16 protein-coding genes are annotated in these 16,137 nt (G+C 68.2%); 5 read left to right on the top strand and 11 right to left on the bottom strand.

What is annotated here, in order from left to right; translation table 11 throughout:
• The first annotated feature begins 210 nt into the window (after positions 1–210).
• Positions 211–672, top strand: a complete 462-nt coding sequence (locus DAT35_RS25800) for a DUF2267 domain-containing protein (RefSeq protein ID WP_108070285.1) — start codon at positions 211–213, stop codon at positions 670–672.
• 116 nt (positions 673–788) lie between these two features.
• On the opposite strand, the gene DAT35_RS25795 is transcribed toward DAT35_RS25800, so the two are convergent.
• The gene (locus tag DAT35_RS25795) at positions 789–2,609 is read right to left on the bottom strand and encodes a long-chain fatty acid--CoA ligase (RefSeq protein WP_233261707.1); all 1,821 of its coding nucleotides are present in this window, start codon (positions 2,607–2,609) and stop codon (positions 789–791) included.
• An 87-nt stretch (positions 2,610–2,696) separates the two neighbouring features.
• Between DAT35_RS25795 and DAT35_RS60005 the strand changes: the two genes are divergently transcribed.
• From DAT35_RS60005 to pyk, 3 genes are all read left to right on the top strand, one after another.
• Complete coding sequence (locus DAT35_RS60005; protein WP_108069812.1) at positions 2,697–3,047, top strand: hypothetical protein; 351 nt, start codon at positions 2,697–2,699, stop codon at positions 3,045–3,047.
• 120 nt (positions 3,048–3,167) lie between these two features.
• Positions 3,168–3,902 carry a bifunctional nuclease family protein gene (locus DAT35_RS25785; RefSeq protein WP_108069811.1) on the top strand — a complete coding sequence of 245 codons (735 nt, stop codon included), beginning with the start codon at positions 3,168–3,170 and terminating at the stop codon, positions 3,900–3,902.
• 206 nt (positions 3,903–4,108) lie between these two features.
• Positions 4,109–5,512 carry a pyruvate kinase gene (gene pyk, locus DAT35_RS25780; protein ID WP_108069810.1) on the top strand — a complete coding sequence of 468 codons (1,404 nt, stop codon included), beginning with the start codon at positions 4,109–4,111 and terminating at the stop codon, positions 5,510–5,512.
• Between the two features lie 51 nt (positions 5,513–5,563).
• On the opposite strand, the gene DAT35_RS25775 is transcribed toward pyk, so the two are convergent.
• The 10 genes from DAT35_RS25775 to DAT35_RS25730 all read right to left on the bottom strand — a co-directional run bounded on the left by DAT35_RS25775 (position 5,564) and on the right by DAT35_RS25730 (position 15,414).
• The gene (locus tag DAT35_RS25775) at positions 5,564–6,247 is read right to left on the bottom strand and encodes a hypothetical protein (protein WP_108069809.1); all 684 of its coding nucleotides are present in this window, start codon (positions 6,245–6,247) and stop codon (positions 5,564–5,566) included.
• A gap of 14 nt (positions 6,248–6,261) precedes the next feature.
• Positions 6,262–7,380 carry a glutamine-hydrolyzing carbamoyl-phosphate synthase small subunit gene (gene carA / locus DAT35_RS25770; protein WP_108069808.1) on the bottom strand — a complete coding sequence of 373 codons (1,119 nt, stop codon included), beginning with the start codon at positions 7,378–7,380 and terminating at the stop codon, positions 6,262–6,264.
• Complete coding sequence (locus DAT35_RS25765) at positions 7,380–8,681, bottom strand: dihydroorotase (protein ID WP_108070281.1); 1,302 nt, start codon at positions 8,679–8,681, stop codon at positions 7,380–7,382. Before DAT35_RS25765 ends, carA begins: the two co-directional genes overlap by 1 nt.
• Complete coding sequence (locus DAT35_RS25760; RefSeq protein ID WP_108069807.1) at positions 8,678–9,571, bottom strand: aspartate carbamoyltransferase catalytic subunit; 894 nt, start codon at positions 9,569–9,571, stop codon at positions 8,678–8,680. Before DAT35_RS25760 ends, DAT35_RS25765 begins: the two co-directional genes overlap by 4 nt.
• Positions 9,572–9,585: 14 nt before the next feature.
• A complete protein-coding gene (locus DAT35_RS25755; RefSeq protein ID WP_146209884.1) occupies positions 9,586–10,005 on the bottom strand; it encodes a hypothetical protein in 420 nt (139 codons plus the stop codon).
• Positions 10,006–10,058: 53 nt separating this feature from the next.
• Complete coding sequence (gene lepB / locus DAT35_RS25750) at positions 10,059–11,312, bottom strand: signal peptidase I (protein WP_233261706.1); 1,254 nt, start codon at positions 11,310–11,312, stop codon at positions 10,059–10,061.
• 3 nt (positions 11,313–11,315) lie between these two features.
• Positions 11,316–13,127, bottom strand: coding sequence for a translation elongation factor 4 (gene lepA / locus DAT35_RS25745; RefSeq protein WP_108069805.1), 1,812 nt, complete (start codon positions 13,125–13,127; stop codon positions 11,316–11,318).
• A 135-nt stretch (positions 13,128–13,262) separates the two neighbouring features.
• Positions 13,263–14,189, bottom strand: coding sequence for an NAD-dependent epimerase/dehydratase family protein (locus tag DAT35_RS25740; RefSeq protein ID WP_108069804.1), 927 nt, complete (start codon positions 14,187–14,189; stop codon positions 13,263–13,265).
• A gap of 59 nt (positions 14,190–14,248) precedes the next feature.
• On the bottom strand, positions 14,249–15,208 hold the full coding sequence (locus DAT35_RS25735) for a UDP-glucuronic acid decarboxylase family protein (protein WP_108070277.1): 960 nt from the start codon (positions 15,206–15,208) through the stop codon (positions 14,249–14,251).
• A 17-nt stretch (positions 15,209–15,225) separates the two neighbouring features.
• Positions 15,226–15,414, bottom strand: coding sequence for a ribbon-helix-helix domain-containing protein (locus DAT35_RS25730; protein WP_108069803.1), 189 nt, complete (start codon positions 15,412–15,414; stop codon positions 15,226–15,228).
• 94 nt (positions 15,415–15,508) lie between these two features.
• Here DAT35_RS25730 and DAT35_RS25725 point away from each other — a divergent pair, with 94 nt between their 5' ends.
• Entirely contained in the window at positions 15,509–16,126 is a 618-nt protein-coding gene (locus tag DAT35_RS25725) for a hypothetical protein (protein ID WP_108069802.1), read from the top strand.
• Positions 16,127–16,137 lie beyond the last annotated feature (11 nt).

Raw genomic sequence — 16,137 nt, 5'->3', positions numbered from 1 at the left:
CCCCGCGCACGTCCCCGGCGAGAGCCAGGACGACAACCGTCGGGGGTGCTCCACCGACCCTTCAGGGCGGTGCAGGCGGCCCGGCGGGCTCATGCCTCTGGCCCCGTGCCTCCGGTGGGCCGGCGCGGGCCCGCTGATGCCGGAGCGGCCCGTGCCCACTCTGACTGGAGTCGGGTGGGCCACGGCACGCACCGAGCAATGGAGGCACTCATGGCGCAGCACACCGATATTCCCCGCGAACCCACCGTCGCACCCGTGAAGGAGCGTGACGAGCCCAAGGATCTCCAGTCCTTCCTCATGGAGTTACAGAGCGACCGCGAGATCCAGGTGAACCGTCTGGACGCGCGCGAGGCGGCGAGCGCGGTGCTCTGCACGTTGGCGCGGCGCCTTTCTGTCGGCGAGGACCTGAAGCTGTCGCGCTCGCTGGGCGAAATAGGGCAGATGCTCGAGACGTGCGAGATCCACAAGGGCCCGTCCCATGCGCGCCGCATGAACCGCGACGAGTTCATCGCCGACGTGGCGGACCACCTGCGCATTCCCTTCGATCAGGGCTTCCGGGTCTCCACGGCCGTGTTCACGGCGATCCGCGACCGCCTCCCGGAGGAGGAGTTGGTGGCGGCCATCGCACAGCTTCCCGCGGAGCTCGCGGATCTGCTCCGCCGGCCCGTGTAGCTCAGGACTTCTCACGGTCGCAGCTCCGCGCGATGCTGGAGCGCCAGCCCCAGCGGGAGCTGCCCCATGAGCAGGTGACGAGGATCTCCAGGTCCTCTCCCTGCAATGAGCCCCCCCTACCCCGCCCGGACCTCGGCGCCCTCCGCCTCCGCGTACAGGGACTCGATGAGGGCCTTGTGGCGGGCCTCGACGACCTGGCGGCGCATCTTCATGCTGGGCGTGAGCTCACCGCTGGCGATGGTGAAGTCCTCGGGAATCACCGCGAAGCGCTTGATGGTCTCGAAGCGCGCCAGGCGCGGATTCACCTCGCGCTCGATGGCCTCGTGGAGGTGCTGGCGCAGGCGGGGATCCGCGGCGAGCGTGGCCAGGTCCTCGGGCCAGCCGCGCTGGCGCGCGAGGGCTCGGGCGCGCTCGGGATCCAGGGTGAGGATGGCCACCAGGTACCGGCGTCGCTCGCCAATGACGATCGCGTGACCCACGGGAGCCACGGCCTTGAGGAGCATCTCGATGTGGGCCGGGGCCGTCTTCTTCCCGCCCGAGGTGACGATGAGCTCCTTCTTGCGCCCGGTGATGTGGAGGTAGCCCTCGGAGTCGAGCTGCCCCACGTCACCCGAGTGCAACCAGCCGCCCTCGAGCAGCTCGGCGGTGGAGGAGGCGTCCTTGAAGTAGCCCTGGCAGATACCGCCCCCGCGCACGAGGATCTCCCCGTCCTCGGCGATGCGGACCTCCACCCCCACCATGGGCCGGCCGGGCGAGCCCAGGCGCGTGGCCTCGTGGGTGTTGATGGTGGTGGGCCCGGTCACCTCGGACTGGCCATAGACCTCGCGGATGATGATGTCGAGCGAGGCGAAGAAGTCGAGCACGTCCCGTCCGATGGGGGCCGCGCCACTGGAGAAGAAGTGGGTGCGCTCGAAGCCCAGCTTCGCGAGCAGCGGCGGGAAGACGGTGCGCCGGGCGAGCTGGTACTGCCCCTCCAGGCGCAGGGGCACCCGCTCGTGACGCAGCACGAGGGCATTGCGCTCGGCGGCCACCCCGCGCGCCCAGCCCAGCACCTTCTGGCGGACCGCGGGCTGCTCGCGCAGGGCCTCCTCGATGCGGCCCTTGAACTTCTCCCAGACGCGCGGCACCCCGAAGAAGAGCGTGGGCCGGGCGTCGCGCAGGTCCTCGGGCACCGTCTCCAGGGCTTTCGCGAAGTACACCTCCGCGCCGATGTAGATCGGCCCATAGAGGCTGAGCATCTGCTCGGCGATGTGGGCCAGCGGCAGGTACGAGAGCAGCGCCTCGTCGTCCCCTGACATCCCCGTGGCGTGCATCAACCGGTCCGCCGTCCACACCAGGTTCTGGTGGTTGAGCACGACGCCCTTGGGGTTGCCGGTGGTGCCGGAGGTGTAGATGAGGGTGGCGACTCCCTCCGGCTGGAGCGCGTTGACGGCGTCCCAATAGGGCCCCTCATCGGCGCCGGTCCCCCGTGACAGCACGTCCTCGTAGCGCAGCACCCCCTCGGGCAGCGGGGTCGAGGGCGCGTCCATCACGATGATGTGCCGCAGCCGGGGGACCCGCTCGCGCACGGCGAGCGCGGTGGCCAGGTGCTTCTCGTTCTCCACCACGAGGTGCCTCGCCTCGCAGTGGTCCACGATGTACTGGACCTGCTCCAGGCTGCTGGTGATGTAGACGCCCACGGGGACGCCGCCCAGGGCCATGGCGGCCAGATCCGCCACGAGCCACTCCTCGCGATTGAAGGACAGGATGGGCAGCGCGCTTCCCCCCTGGAAACCCAGTGAGGACAACCCCAGGGCGAAGCGCTTCACCCGGAGGGCATAGTCGTGCCACGAGGTGGGCACATAGGTACGGCCCCTGCGTGTCCACAGCGCCGGACGGTGCTGCCGTCGGCTGGCCTGATCCTGAAGCGCGTGCACCATGGTCCTGGGAATGTCCATAGGGATTCCGAGGCTACTGAAACCGGGTCCCTGCCCGCCACGGACGTTGACAGGCAACCGGACCCCTATGTATTCCGCGCGACGAACATGACGATCGACCTCACCTGCCAGAAGTGCGAGGGCACCTTCGAGCTGGACGCTCAAGATCTGATCGAGGGCACCGAGAAGCTCGTATGCCCTCATTGCGGTCACAAAGCCCCCACCAACATCCAGGAGGACTTCGTCGCGGCGCTCACCGAGATGAGGACCCAGGTGGCCGCGCTGGGCAAGCGCTTCGACGTCTCCATGTCCCTGGAGACGGAGGAGCTCGAGGACGAGCTCGACGAAGACGAGGAGACCGACGAGGACGACGAGTCCGACGACGAGGAGCTCGACTTCGATGAGGACGAGGACGTCGAGGACGAAGAGGACTACGACGAGGACGAGGACGAGCGCTAGGGCTCGCCCGTCTACTCACGCCGTCCGCGTCGTGCCGGGAGCAAACGGTGTGCGGTTGGGGAGCAGGCAGGCACGTTCCGGTGACCTCCCGCCCCCAGAGCACATGCACACGTTTGCAGGGTGAAAACGCCCATCCCTTCCACTTTCCTCCTCGCTCCGCTGTCCGCCGCGCTGCTCGCCCTGGGAGCCCTCGTGTTCCCGGCCTCCGGCGCGACCCCCTCCCTGAAGGGCCTCGCCGCCGCCACGGATGACAGCAAGGCGTGCGTGCCCAAGAAGGGAGGGAATCCTTCCGCCTGCAAGGAGCTGATCGAGCTCGAGGTGCGGGACGTCATCCCGCTCGTCGAGGCGCAGACGCACGCCGTGGTGCTCACCACCCCGGATGGGGCGATGGTGCTCCCCATCTTCGTGGACGAGTCGGCCGCGGTGGCCATCGCCTTCCGGCTCGCGCACCTGCATCCGCCCCAGCCCCTGTCGCAGGATCTGCTCGGCTCGGTGGTGACGGAGCTGGGCGCCCGGGTCGTCGAGGTGCGCATCGACGATCTGCGCGACGACATCTACGTGGGCCGCATCTTCCTGGAGCAGGGCAAGCGCAAGGTGGCGCTGGAGGCGCGGCCCTCGGACTCCATCGCCATGGCGCTGGACGGGCAGGCGCGCATCATGGTGACGCGCAAGGTGCTGGACGAGGCCGGCATCACCCGTGAGGAGATCGACTCGCTGAAAGAGAAGAGCAGCCCGGGCGTGGGCGGCAGCGGCGAGCCGGACGTGGTGGAGCCGATGGATCCGCACCAGGCGCTGCCGCCTCCGGGGCTCGCCCCGAAGCTGGCGCCCGACAAGACGGACGAGATCAGCCTCTAGCGGCGCCCACGGCGGCACCAGGAAAAGCGAAAGCCCGGCCCCCCCTCCCAGGGACGCCGGGCTTTCTCGCAACGTGGGGATGAGCAGCATCCCTGGATGAAAAGACCGCTGCGCGAACGCCGTCGCACTCGCCCGCGCGTGGGCGCCAAGTATTCCCGAGTGCGCGAAGCTGTCAAGACAGCCCCGGACGCCTAGGATGCGCGCCCATGCGCAAGGCGAAGATCATCTGCACGCTGGGGCCGTCCTCGGATTCCGCCGAGGTCATCGAAGGACTCATCCAGGCCGGCATGAACGTGGCGCGGCTCAATTTTTCGCACGGGACGCACGACGAGCACCGCCGCCGGGTAAATCTGATCCGCCGGGCCGCGAAGAAGCTGGGGGTACCCGTCGCCATCCTGCAGGACATCCAGGGGCCGAAGATCCGCCTGGGCCGGTTCGAGGGGGGCACCCTGGAGGTGAAGACGGGCCAGAAGGTGGTGGTGACCACGAGGGCCGTGCTGGGCCAGGGGGACCTCATCCCGACGCCGATCCGCTCGCTGCCCAAGGACGTGGAGCCGGGCCACCCCATCCTGCTGGACGACGGGCGGGTCCGGCTGAGGGTGCAGAAGGTCAATGGCCGGGACGTCGCCTGCGTCGTGGAACAGGGCGGCCTGCTGAAGGACCACAAGGGCCTCAACCTGCCGGGTGCGCACGTGTCGGTGCCCACCGTCACCGAGAAGGACATGGAGGACCTGGCCTTCGGACAGGAGGTGGGCGTGGACTACGTGGCGCTCTCCTTCGTGCGCAAGGCGGACGACATCCGGCAGGCGCGCAAGCTGGTGTCCCAGCGCGGCACGCCGCTCATCGCGAAGATCGAGAAGCCGCAGGCGGTGGCGGAGCTGGAGGCGATCGCTCGCGAGGCGGACGGCATCATGGTGGCGCGAGGGGATCTGGGCGTGGAGATGCCGCTGGAGAAGCTGCCGGCCATCCAGAAGCACATGGTGCGCACGGTGAACCGGATGGGGGGCCTGGTCATCGTGGCCACGGAGATGCTGGAGAGCATGGTGAACAACGCCCGGCCCACGCGCGCCGAGGTCTCGGACGTGGCCAACGCCATCCTGGATGGAGCGGACGCGGTGATGCTCTCGGGCGAGACGGCCGCGGGCAAGCACCCGGTGCAGGCGGTGGCCACCATGGCGCGCATCGTCGAGGAGACGGAAACAGGGGTGGTGCGGGACGTGACGCACGCGCCCTTCCCGGACATCCGGGACGACATCTCCACGGGCGTGGCGGCGGCCGCGGTGGCGGCGGCCGAGCAGATGGGCATCGGCACCATCGTGGCGTACACGGAGCGGGGCCTGACGGCGCGGCTCATCTCCGAGTTCCGGCCACGGGCACGCATCATCGCCCTGACGCCGAACCCGGACACGGTGAACCGCACGGCGCTCTACTGGGGAGTGAAGCCGCTGCAGGTAAACCGCTGCCAGTCGACGGACGCGATGCTGCGGCAGGTGCGGCAGCTGTGCCGTGAGGAGGACCTGTGCAAGGTGGGCACGCCGGTGGTCATCGTGGCGGGCGTGCCGCTCAACGAGCCCGGCAGCACCAACATGATCTCCGTGCACCGGATTTGAGGGGCCGGGCGGACCCGGGCCCCGGAAGCGGCTCCGCCGAGGCCCCCTGCCCTAGCTCGCGGAGGCGAGCCAGGGCGTCGTCTGCGAGAAGTCGTAGATGCGCTCGATGGCGATCTGCTTGTAGCGCTCGACCTTCACGGCGCGCCGGGCACACTCCCAGACGAGCTCCACGGGCGGACGATCCGGCTCCTTCTTCTTGCGGCGCTTGACCTCGGCCTTGATGGCCTTCACGGCGACGCGCGGGTGGAAGCAGAAGGCGGAGGAGAAAAGCAGGTGCCCGGCGAAGGGAATGAGCCGGGCCTCCAGCACGTCCCCCGTCTCGAGCCCCGCCACGTGACGGCGCTCGGTGACGTCGAAGTCCTTGCCGGAGAAGAGCTCGCGCAGCCGCACGAGCCCCTTGCCCAGCTTGCGCACCTCGAAGAGGCCGTGGACCGTCTCCGTGAAGCAGCGGAAGGCGTTGGCCTCCTCGGGCGAGGCGCTCTGCATGCGCAACTGGTACAGCTCCGCCGCCGGCGTCAGCTTGGAGATCGGCGAGACGCGGTCATACAGGTAGTAGTCCAGGAAGGACGCCATCCGGAGCTCGAAGATCTGATCGTCCTCGAAGACCTCGCCGGTGAGGCGCAGGTACTCGGCCTTGGCGTCGAGCAGATCCGGCTTGCGCGACTCCTGGCTCCCGAAGGCGATGAGCTGGTCCAGATAGGGCTGGTACGACAGCGGAGAAAGAGGGGATTCCATGGGGCTGCGAGATCCTACTCTCCGGCCATCAGCTTCGCGAAACGTGAGAAGAGGTACCGGGCGTCATGCGGACCGGGCGAGGCTTCCGGGTGGTACTGCACGCTGAAGGCGCGGGCGTCGGGGACGACCAGGCCCTCCACGGTGCCGTCGTTGAGGTTGATGTGGCTCACCACCGCCTTGCCCTTCACGCTCGTATCGTCCACCGCGAAGCCGTGGTTCTGCGAGGTGATCTCCACCTTGCCAGTGGTCAGGTCCTTGACTGGCTGGTTGGCGCCCCGGTGGCCGAACTTCATCTTGTACGTCCGGCCGCCCAGCGCGAGGGCGAGAATCTGGTGGCCCAGGCAGATGCCGAACACGGGCACCTTGCCGAGCAGCGTGGCCACCACCTTGTCCGCGCCCTTCACGGCGGCGGGGTCTCCCGGGCCATTGGCGAGGAAGATGCCGTGGGGCTTCTCGGCGAGGACCTCTTCGGCGGTCGTACCGGCGGGCACCACCTTCACGCGGCAACCCACGTCCACCAGGAAGTGGAGCATGGAGCGCTTGAGGCCATAGTCGTAGGCCACCACGTCGAAGCGCAGCTGGGGCGCGGGACGCGGGGCCTCGCCGAGCAGGTTCGGAGACGGCTCGGTGAAGAGGTAGGACTTCTGGGTCGACACGCCGGTGGCGAGGTCCAGACCCTCCATGCCGCGAGCCGTCCGGGCGCGCTCAACGAGGGCGGCCACCGTGTGGCCCTCGGTGGAGATGACACCCATCTGCGCGCCGTGCGTGCGCACGTGCCGCACCAGCCGGCGGGTGTCGATGCCCTCGATGCCGACGATTCCATGGCGCTTGAGGTAGGCGTCGAGCGTCTCCTCGGCGCGCCAGTTGGAGTGCTGGGAGGTGGCGTTGCGCACCACCATGCCCACGGCGTGCGGCTTGGGAGACTCCTGGTCCCCGGGGTTGGCGCCCACGTTGCCCATCTCGGGGTACGCCATGGTGACGATCTGCCCGACGTACGAGGGGTCCGTGAGGATCTCCTGGTAGCCGGTCATCGACGTGTTGAAGACCACCTCGCCCACCGTCTCGCCGGACGCGCCGATCGCGCGCCCCTCGAAGGTGGTGCCATCCGCCAATGCCAGCACTGCCCTCTTCATCACCTGGACTCCTTGATGTGACCGTCCTCGAAGACGAGCCGTCCGTGCACCCAGGTCTGGGCGACGCGGCCCGGCAAACGCCGGCCATGGAAAGGGGTGTTCCGGCTGCGGGAGAAGAACCGCGCCGAGTCCACCGTCCACTCCACATTCGGCTCTACAACAGTGATGTCCGCCGGAGCACCGAGAGCCAGGTGGCCGCCCGGCAGCCCGAACGCCCTGGCCGGCCCGTCCGTCAGCAGGGCGACCGCCCGCTGGAGGCTCAGCGCGCCCTCGCGCACCACAGCCAGCGTGAGGCCCAGGGCCGTCTCCAGGCCCACCACACCGTTCCACGCCTTGTCGAACTCCACCTGCTTCTCCAACACACCGTGGGGCGCGTGGTCGGTGGCGATGGCGTCGATGGTGCCGTCGGCGAGCCCCTCGCGCACGGCCTCGATGTCGCGGCGGGCGCGCAGGGGCGGATTCATGCGGGCGTGGGTGTCGTAGGCGCCCACAGCCTCGTCATCCAGCGTGAAGTGGTGCGGCGTGGCCTCGGCGGTGACCTTCAGGCCCCGGCGCTTGGCCTCGCGAATGAGGCGCACGCTGCCCTCGCAGGACACGTGGGCGACGTGCAGCCGCCCCTTCGTCTCCTCGAGCAGCACCAGATCTCGCGCCACCATGGCCACCTCGGCGGACGGCGGAATTCCGATGAGGCCCAGGCGCGTGGAGGTGCGGCCCTCGTTCATCACGCCCTTGCCCGAGAGCGTCAGGTCCTCCTCGTGCACCATGACGGGGAGGTCGAAGAGCTGGGCGTACTGGAGGGCGCGGCGCATGAGGCCGGCGTTCATCACCGGACGGCCGTCGTCGGTGATGCAGACGCAGCCGGCCGAGACGAGCGCTCCCATCTCCGCCATCTCCTCGCCCTGCAACCCCTTGGTGATGGCCCCCGCCGGGTACACGTGGCACAGCCGCGCCTCGCGGGCCTTCGCCTTCACGTACTCGGTGACGAGCACGCTGTCGTTGACGGGCTTGGTGTTGGGCATGGCCACCACCGCAGTGAAGCCGCCCGCCACCGCCGACATGCAGCCGGTGAGAATGGTCTCCTTGCCCTCCTCGCCCGGCTCGCGCAGGTGCACGTGCAGGTCGATGAAGCCCGGCAGCACCAGCCGGCCCGTGGCATCCACCACCCGCGCGTCCGGCACCTCCAGGGGCGCCTCGGACACGTCGGCGACGCGGCCGTCGCGCACCAGCACATCCCGCACACCATCCACACCGTTGCGCGGATCAAGCACCCGCCCGCGGCGGAAGAGGATCGTCGAGCTCACCTGCACACCTCCTCCAGGATGGCGCGGCGGACGGCCACCCCGTGCGCCACCTGTTCGAGGATGACGCTGCGGGGCCCATCGGCCACGGCGGGGGCGATCTCCACCCCGCGGTTCATGGGACCGGGGTGCAGGACGAGCGCCTCCGGTTTGAGCCGCTCGGCGCGGGCGGCGTTGATCCCGAACATGCGGGAGAACTCACGCGCCGAGGGGAAAAAGTTCTCCGACTGCCGCTCCGTCTGCACGCGCAGGCACATGACGGCATCCGCGTGGGGCAGCGCGGCGTCCAGGTTGGAGGTGACCTCGGCGCCGAGGGACTCCAGGCCGGGCGGCAGCAACGTGGGCGGGCCGCACAGCACCACCTTCGCGCCCAGCGCGGTGAGGCAGTGCAGGTTGGAGCGGGCCACGCGGCTGTGGAGGATGTCTCCGACGATGAGCATCGTGCGCCCGTCCAGGCGGCCCCAGCGGCGGCGCAAGGTGAAAGCATCCAGCAGGGCCTGCGAGGGGTGCTCGTGGGTGCCGTCTCCGGCGTTGATGACGGCGCAGCGCACGTGCTTCGCCGCCAGGTGCGGAGCCCCCGAGGAGCGGTGCCGGATGATGAGCGCCACCGGGCCCGTGGCCTCGATGTTGCGCACGGTGTCCAGCAGCGTCTCGCCCTTGGACACGGAGGAGCCCGCCGTCGTCCAGTTGAGCACCTCGGCTCCGAGCGCGTGTGCCGCCATCTCGAAGGAGGTACGGGTGCGGGTGGAGTCCTCGAAGAAGAGGTTGGCCACCACCTTGCCTCGCAGCACATGCGAGGCGTCCGGCCCACCGTGCAGGTGTGCCTCGGCCCGGTCGAGCAGCGCCTCGATGTCGGCGCGCCGCAGGCCCTCGATTCCCAACAGGTGTCTCATAGGTGCCCTAGGCGCTACTGCCCGGGAATTCCATCCTTCACGACCCGGAAATGCAGTGTGTGGACAATGTTGGTCGGCTTGAAGCGCACCCTCCGCGTGTAGTCCACCTGGATGCGAACGTTCGGGGTGACGCTGCTGCGCTCGATGATGATCTGATCCTCCGTCAGACCGAGCCCGGGGACGAGGATGTCGCGATCGAACTGATCGCGCTCCCAGTGGGTGCCCATCCGGCTGGTGCGATCGAGGATGGTGTTGCGCAGCTCGAAGTCATCGGCGCCCTGGACGAGCTGGTTGTGGGCCACCGCGACGGCTTCCTTCACATCGAGGTTGTCGACGTAGAAGGGAACGATCATCACGCCCAGGTAGATGACCCCAGCGACGAGGGCCAACAAGACCAGGCCACCAAAGCTGACCTTCCCAGAGGGATGCTGCATGAGCCCCCCGCGTAGCAGCGGCATACGCGGGGCGTCAAGCATCCGGGAAGATTTCAACGCACCGGCTCGAAGAGGCGGTCGGTGCGCAGCCCGGTCCCGTCAAAAAGGCCGCTGAACCAGCCGCCATACCCGAGTGCCATCCAGACAACCATGGCCTTGCCCTTGATGTTGCCGTAGGGCACGAACGCCACGCCCCGGCCGGATCCCAGGCCGTAGCGGCTGTCGAGGCTGTTCTCCCGGTTGTCCCCCATGACGAAGACGTTGCCCGGGGGGACGATGTAGGGCCCCTCGCGATCCGTCCGAGCGTGCAGCCCCTCCTGGAGCACGGCGTGCACCTTGCCGCCCAGGTTCTCCTGGTACAGCCGCAGGTGCTCCGGGTACCAGGGCATGTTTTCGTGCCTGTTGTAGACGATCAGGTCTTCCTTCTCGAGCGTGCGCGGCTGGGCCTCCCCGTTGATGAAGACCTGGCCGTCGATCAGCTCCACCTTGTCCCCGGGGATGCCGACCACGCGCTTGATGAAGTCCACGTCCTGCTGCACGGGGTTGTTGAAGACGATGACGTCGCCGCGCGCCGGCGGGCGGACGATCACGAACGGCACGTAGTTGGTGAAGGGCAGCCGCACCCCGTAGATGAACTTGTTGATGAAGACCTGATCTCCCAGCTCCAGCGTGGGCAGCATGGAGCCGGAGGGGATGCGGTACGGCTCGATGATGAAGACGCGGATGACGACGGCGACGGCCAGCGCCTTGGCGAAGCCGGAGACGAAGTCCCACGCGCCCTGCTTGCGGAAGGCCCCCAGCAGCTGGGTGGCCAGCGTGTCGAGCGTCTTGGTCTCCTTCTCCAGCAGCGCGGCGTCACCGGCCAGTGAGGCGGCCTCCACCAGCATGGCCTGCTCGGTGAGCTTGGCGGACACCTCGGCGGAGATCTTCCCCGGCAGGCGCTGGTGGATGCGCTCGAGCTCGCTCACCAGCTCGCGCGCCTCGTGCCGCAGGTGGCGCAGCTTCTGCTTCTTGGGGAACACGGTGCGCCAGACGATCAGCCCCACGAAGAAGATGAGCATCGCCAGCGCCAGGTCCTGCATGAGCGGCTGGGCCCACGCGGCGGCGGCTGGGACGAACTCGATGAGGATGATGTACGGGATGAAGGCCACCCCCAGGATGACCAGGGGCGCCCACAGACTGGTGAGCAGCTCGCGCCACAGCAGCGCGCGGCTGGCCTTGAGCTGCTCCGGCGTCCTGCGGGCGGCCATGCTGGCCTCGAGGCCCGAGGAAGGAGGGGTCGTCGTCGCGGTAGAGGGGGTGGACATGGCCTATTCCTCCGTCTTCAGCACCGCGAGGAAGGCCTCCTGCGGGATCTCCACCGAGCCCACCTGCTTCATGCGCTTCTTGCCCTCCTTCTGCTTCTCCAACAGCTTGCGCTTGCGGCTGATGTCGCCGCCGTAGCACTTGGCGAGCACGTTCTTGCGGATGGCGGAGATCGTCTCGCGCGAGATGATCTTCGCGCCGATGGCTCCCTGGATGGCCACCTCGTACATCTGCTTCGGGATGACCTCCTTGAGCTTCTGGCACACCTCGCGGCCGCGCTGGTAGGCGCGCTCCTTGTGGACGATGACGCTGAGCGCGTCCACCGGATCTCCGTTGATGAGGATGTCCAGGCGCACGAGGTCCGCCTCCACGTACCCGGCCAGCTCGTAGTCGAGGCTGGCGTAGCCGCGCGTGACGCTCTTGAGCTTGTCGAAGAAGTCGAAGACGACCTCGGCCAACGGCATCTCGTACGTCACCTGCACGCGCGTGCCGCTGGTGCCCAGGTACTTCATGTCCTTCTGCACGCCGCGCCGGTCCTGGCACAGCTTGAGCACCGCGCCCAGGTAGTCGTTGGGCACGTGGATGTGGCAGGTGAGGACGGGCTCCTCGAACTTGGCGATCTTCTGCACCGGCGGCAGCTTGGCCGGGTTGTCCACGAGCAGCACCGCGCCCTGGGAGTCGGTGATGCGGTAGACCACCGAGGGCGCCGTGGTGATGAGCGACAGGTTGTACTCGCGCTCCAGCCGCTCCTGGACGATCTCCATGTGCAGTAGGCCCAGGTAGCCGCAGCGGAAGCCGAAGCCGAGCGCCGTGGAGGACTCGGGCTCGTAGGTGAAGGCCGCGTCGTTGAGCTTGAGCTTGGCGAGTGCGTCGCGCAGGCCCTCGTACTGCTCGGAGTCCACCGGGAAGATGCCGGAGAACACCATGGGCTTGACTTCCTTGAAGCCCGGGAAGGGAGCGTCCGTGGGGCGCGCCTCCTCCGTCACGGTGTCACCCACCTTGGCGTCCTGGAGCTCCTTGACGTTGGCCACCAGCACGCCCACCTCGCCCGCCATCAGCTGCGGCACGGGGCGGGAGAACGGGTTGAACACGCCCAGCTCCTGCACCTCGAAGACCTTGTTGTTGCTCCACAGCTTGATCTTCTGCTTGAGCTTGAGCGTGCCCTCGAGCACGCGCACCAGCGTCACGACGCCGCGGTAGTTGTCGTACCAGCTGTCGAAGATGAGGGCCCGGAGCGGCGCCTGCGGATCCCCCGAGGGGGGCGGGACGTTCTTCACCACCGCCTCGAGGATGTCCTGGATGCCGATGCCCTCCTTGGCGGAGGCCGGCACGGCACTAGAGCCGTCGATGCCGATCACATCCTCGATCTCCGTGCGCGTGCGCTCCACGTCGGCGCTCGGCAGGTCGATCTTGTTGATGACCGGGATGATCTCCAGGTTGTGATCCAACGCCATGTAGACGTTGGCGAGCGTCTGGGCCTCGACACCCTGGGACGCATCCACCACCAGGAGGGCGCCCTCGCACGCGGCGAGCGAGCGGCTCACCTCGTAGGCGAAGTCGACGTGTCCGGGGGTGTCGATGAGGTTGAGGACATACTTCTGGCCGTCGCGGGCGGTGTAGTTCATCCGCACCGACTGGGCCTTGATGGTGATGCCCCGTTCGCGCTCCAGCTCCATGTTGTCCAGGAACTGGTCCTGCGCCTCGCGCTTCGTCACCGTTCCGGTGGCGTCGAGCAGGCGATCGGCCAGGGTGGACTTGCCATGGTCGATGTGCGCGATGATCGAGAAGTTGCGGATATGGGCGTTGTCGGCCGGCATGGTAGGGGGCCTCGGGCTACGTCGAAGCCGGCTTGAGTAACACCGAAGCCCACCAAAATCCATGCATCCGCGCACCCGGTGTGCAACCGGGGCGTCACCGCGACGTGTCACCCTCCTCGGAGGGTGGACGGACGGTTAGTGGCCCCCGCGCTCGCGGAAGAAAGCCACCGTGCGGCGCAGTCCCTCGGGGAGCTCCACCGAGGGCTGCCAGCCGAGCACCCGGCGCGCCAGGGAGTTGTCGATACAGGAGCGCAGCTGCTCGCCCGGCTTGCCGGGGGCATACAGGGCCGGCTTGTCCACGCCGGCCGCCTGGGCCAGCAGGGTGTGGAGCCGGCGGATGTCCGTCTCCACGCCGGTGCCGATGTTGATGGCCCCCGAGTAGTCCTTCTCCACGGCGAGCAGGTTGGCGCGGGCCACGTCCTCCACGTAGACGAAGTCGCGCGTCTGCTTGCCCTCGCCGTAGATGGTGCAGTCGCGGCCGGCGAGCAGGCGCTGGCAGAAGATGGCCACCACACCGGCCTCGCCGTGCGGGTTCTGCCGGGGGCCGTACACGTTGGCGTACCGCAGGGCCACGTACTTCAGGCCGTACTCGGCCTTGTAGTAGCCGAGGTACAGCTCACCGGAGGCCTTGGAGACGCCATAGGGCGACACCGGCCGCGTCGGATGGGACTCGGGCGCCGGGAAGACGTCCTGCTCCCCGTAGATCGCCCCGCCGGTCGAGCTGAACACCACCTTCTGGACACCCGAGGTGCGCGCGGCCTCCAGCAGGTTGATGAAGGCCAGGATGTTGGCCTCCGCGTCGAAGCGCGGATCCTCCACGCTGCGGCGCACGTCCAGCTGCGCGGCCAGGTGACACATCACCTGCGGACGCTCGGCGCGGATGAGCTGCGCGGCCTCCGGGCTGCGGATGTCCATGACCTCCAGACGGACCCTCGGGTCCAGGTTCTCCTTCTTCCCACTCGACAGGTTGTCGAGCGCGATGACCTCGTGCCCCGCCCGGACGAACACGTCGGAGACGTGAGACCCGATGAAGCCCGCCCCACCAGTCACCAGGACTTTCAACGTGCGGCTCCTGCCACCCTCCGGTGGCCACAAGAGAAAGGTAGAAACGTGCCGCGAAGTTAGGGGGTAGAACCCCGTGCGGCAACCGCGCGGAACCACGCGATTGTCTCCCGCAGGCCCTCTTCCAGGGGTACTCGCGGCTCCCACCCGAGCAGGCTCCGGGCCCGCGTAATGTCCGGTTGGCGCTGCTTGGGATCGTCCTTGGGCAACGGCTTGTGGACGATCCGCCCTCCCCCACCGGCCGCCGCGCGCACCGCCTCGGCGAACTCGAGCATGGTCATCTCGCGGGGATTTCCAATGTTCACCGGCTCCGTGACGTCCGACAGCGCCAGCCGCACCAGGCCGTCCACCAGATCCCTCACGTAGCAGAAGGAGCGCGTCTGGGTGCCGTCACCGAAGATGGTGAAGTCCTCGCCGCGCAGGGCCTGGCCCACGAAGGCCGGCACCACGCGCCCGTCGTTGAGCCGCATCCTCGGCCCGTAGGTGTTGAAGATGCGGACGATGCGCGTGCGCACCCCGTACGAGCGGTGGAACACCATGGTGAGCGCCTCGGCGTAGCGCTTGGCCTCGTCGTAGCAGGCGCGCGGACCGATGGAGTTCACGTTGCCCCAGTACTCCTCGCGCTGCGGGTGCACCAGCGGATCCCCGTAGATCTCCGACGTGGAGGCCTGGAGGAACACCGCGCCCTTGGCCTGTGCCAGCCGCAGCCCGTTCTCCGTGCCCACCGAGCCCACCCGCATCGTCTCCAGCGGCAGCTTCGCGTAGTCGATGGGCGAGGCCGGCGAGGCCATGTTGAAGACGTAGTCCACCGGCCCGTCCACCGAGAGCCCCTCGGTGATGTCCTGGCGGACCACCTCGAAGCCCGGACGGCCGCGCAGGTGGGCCACGTTCTCCTCGGTGCCGGTGATGTAGTTGTCCACCGAGACGACCCCGGCTGCTCCGTCGTTCAGCAACCGCTCACACAGGTGCGAGCCCAGGAAGCCCGCTCCGCCCAGCACCACCACCCGCTGGCCCTTCATGCTCTTCTGGTTTGTCGTCACTTGGAGCTCAGCTCGTCGAAAGTGGCCTGTCCCGGCAGCTGCGCCTTGTACTTCTCCAGCACGAGATCGATCCCCTGCCGGATGTACTCGGCCACGGGAACCTTCGTCTTCTGGTTCAGCGCCTTGAGCAGATCGTTCTGCTCCGGCGTGATGTAGATGGTCGTGCTGATCTTCTTTCGGGCCATGGCGATATGTGAAAATATATGGACTTACATGGCCCTTGAAGCGCTGTTTTCGATACCCGTCACACGGGATTCGGCCACGGCGCTAGGAGTGGTGATGCCCTCGATGAGCAAGTGGGTGGTGGGGCTCGCGCTGGTGGGTCTGTGTGGGTGTGCGTCGGACAAAACGGCGAAGAAGTCGGAGACGGGCCCGGCGCAGGAGCAGGCGCGGGTGGAGCCCGAACCCATCCGCCCCCCACCCGCCGCCAACGAGAAGGTGACGGAGAAGGACACCAACGGCGACAAGAAGCCGGACGTGTGGGTGTACGTGGTGGAGGAGAAGGGGGCCGACGGCCAGAGCCGCGAGCGGATGGTCCGCAAGGAGCTGGACATCAACTGGGACGGCCGGGTGGACCTCACCACGTACTACGACGCCCGCGAGGAGCGCGAGCGCGAGGCGATGGACCTCGACTTCGATGGGAAGGTGGACTCGGTCTCCTTCTACGAGAAGGGAATCAACGTCCGGCGGGAGCGGGACTTGAACGGGGACGGCCGCACGGACGAGTGGGCGTACTACGAGAGGGGCAAGCTGGCGCGCAAGGAGCGCGACTCCAACGGTGACGGCCGCGTGGACTACTGGGAGTACTGGGAGAACGACCAGGTGGATCGCATCGGCGAGGACCTGGACGGCGACGGCAACGTCGACAAGTGGAGCCGCAACACCCCGGCCCCGTGAGGCCGGGCGCC

The sequence above is a fragment of the Vitiosangium sp. GDMCC 1.1324 genome, from assembly GCF_003044305.1.
Lineage (GTDB): Bacteria > Myxococcota > Myxococcia > Myxococcales > Myxococcaceae > Archangium.
Note: the sequence above shows the minus strand (reverse complement) of the source record. Positions and strands in the feature narration are given on the sequence as shown.

Excerpts from the sequence above, each read along its gene's own strand:
- DAT35_RS25800 (WP_108070285.1), top strand. The coding sequence starts at position 211 with ATGGCGCAGCACACCGATATTCCCCGCGAACCCACCGTCGCACCCGTG.
- DAT35_RS25795 (WP_233261707.1), bottom strand. The coding sequence starts at position 2,609 with ATGGACATTCCCAGGACCATGGTGCACGCGCTTCAGGATCAGGCCAGC.
- DAT35_RS60005 (WP_108069812.1), top strand. The coding sequence starts at position 2,697 with ATGACGATCGACCTCACCTGCCAGAAGTGCGAGGGCACCTTCGAGCTG.
- pyk (WP_108069810.1), top strand. The coding sequence starts at position 4,109 with ATGCGCAAGGCGAAGATCATCTGCACGCTGGGGCCGTCCTCGGATTCC.
- DAT35_RS25775 (WP_108069809.1), bottom strand. The coding sequence starts at position 6,247 with ATGGAATCCCCTCTTTCTCCGCTGTCGTACCAGCCCTATCTGGACCAG.
- carA (WP_108069808.1), bottom strand. The coding sequence starts at position 7,380 with ATGAAGAGGGCAGTGCTGGCATTGGCGGATGGCACCACCTTCGAGGGG.
- DAT35_RS25760 (WP_108069807.1), bottom strand. The coding sequence starts at position 9,571 with ATGAGACACCTGTTGGGAATCGAGGGCCTGCGGCGCGCCGACATCGAG.
- DAT35_RS25755 (WP_146209884.1), bottom strand. The coding sequence starts at position 10,005 with ATGCAGCATCCCTCTGGGAAGGTCAGCTTTGGTGGCCTGGTCTTGTTG.
- lepB (WP_233261706.1), bottom strand. The coding sequence starts at position 11,312 with ATGTCCACCCCCTCTACCGCGACGACGACCCCTCCTTCCTCGGGCCTC.
- lepA (WP_108069805.1), bottom strand. The coding sequence starts at position 13,127 with ATGCCGGCCGACAACGCCCATATCCGCAACTTCTCGATCATCGCGCAC.
- DAT35_RS25735 (WP_108070277.1), bottom strand. The coding sequence starts at position 15,208 with ATGAAGGGCCAGCGGGTGGTGGTGCTGGGCGGAGCGGGCTTCCTGGGC.
- DAT35_RS25730 (WP_108069803.1), bottom strand. The coding sequence starts at position 15,414 with ATGGCCCGAAAGAAGATCAGCACGACCATCTACATCACGCCGGAGCAG.
- DAT35_RS25725 (WP_108069802.1), top strand. The coding sequence starts at position 15,509 with ATGCCCTCGATGAGCAAGTGGGTGGTGGGGCTCGCGCTGGTGGGTCTG.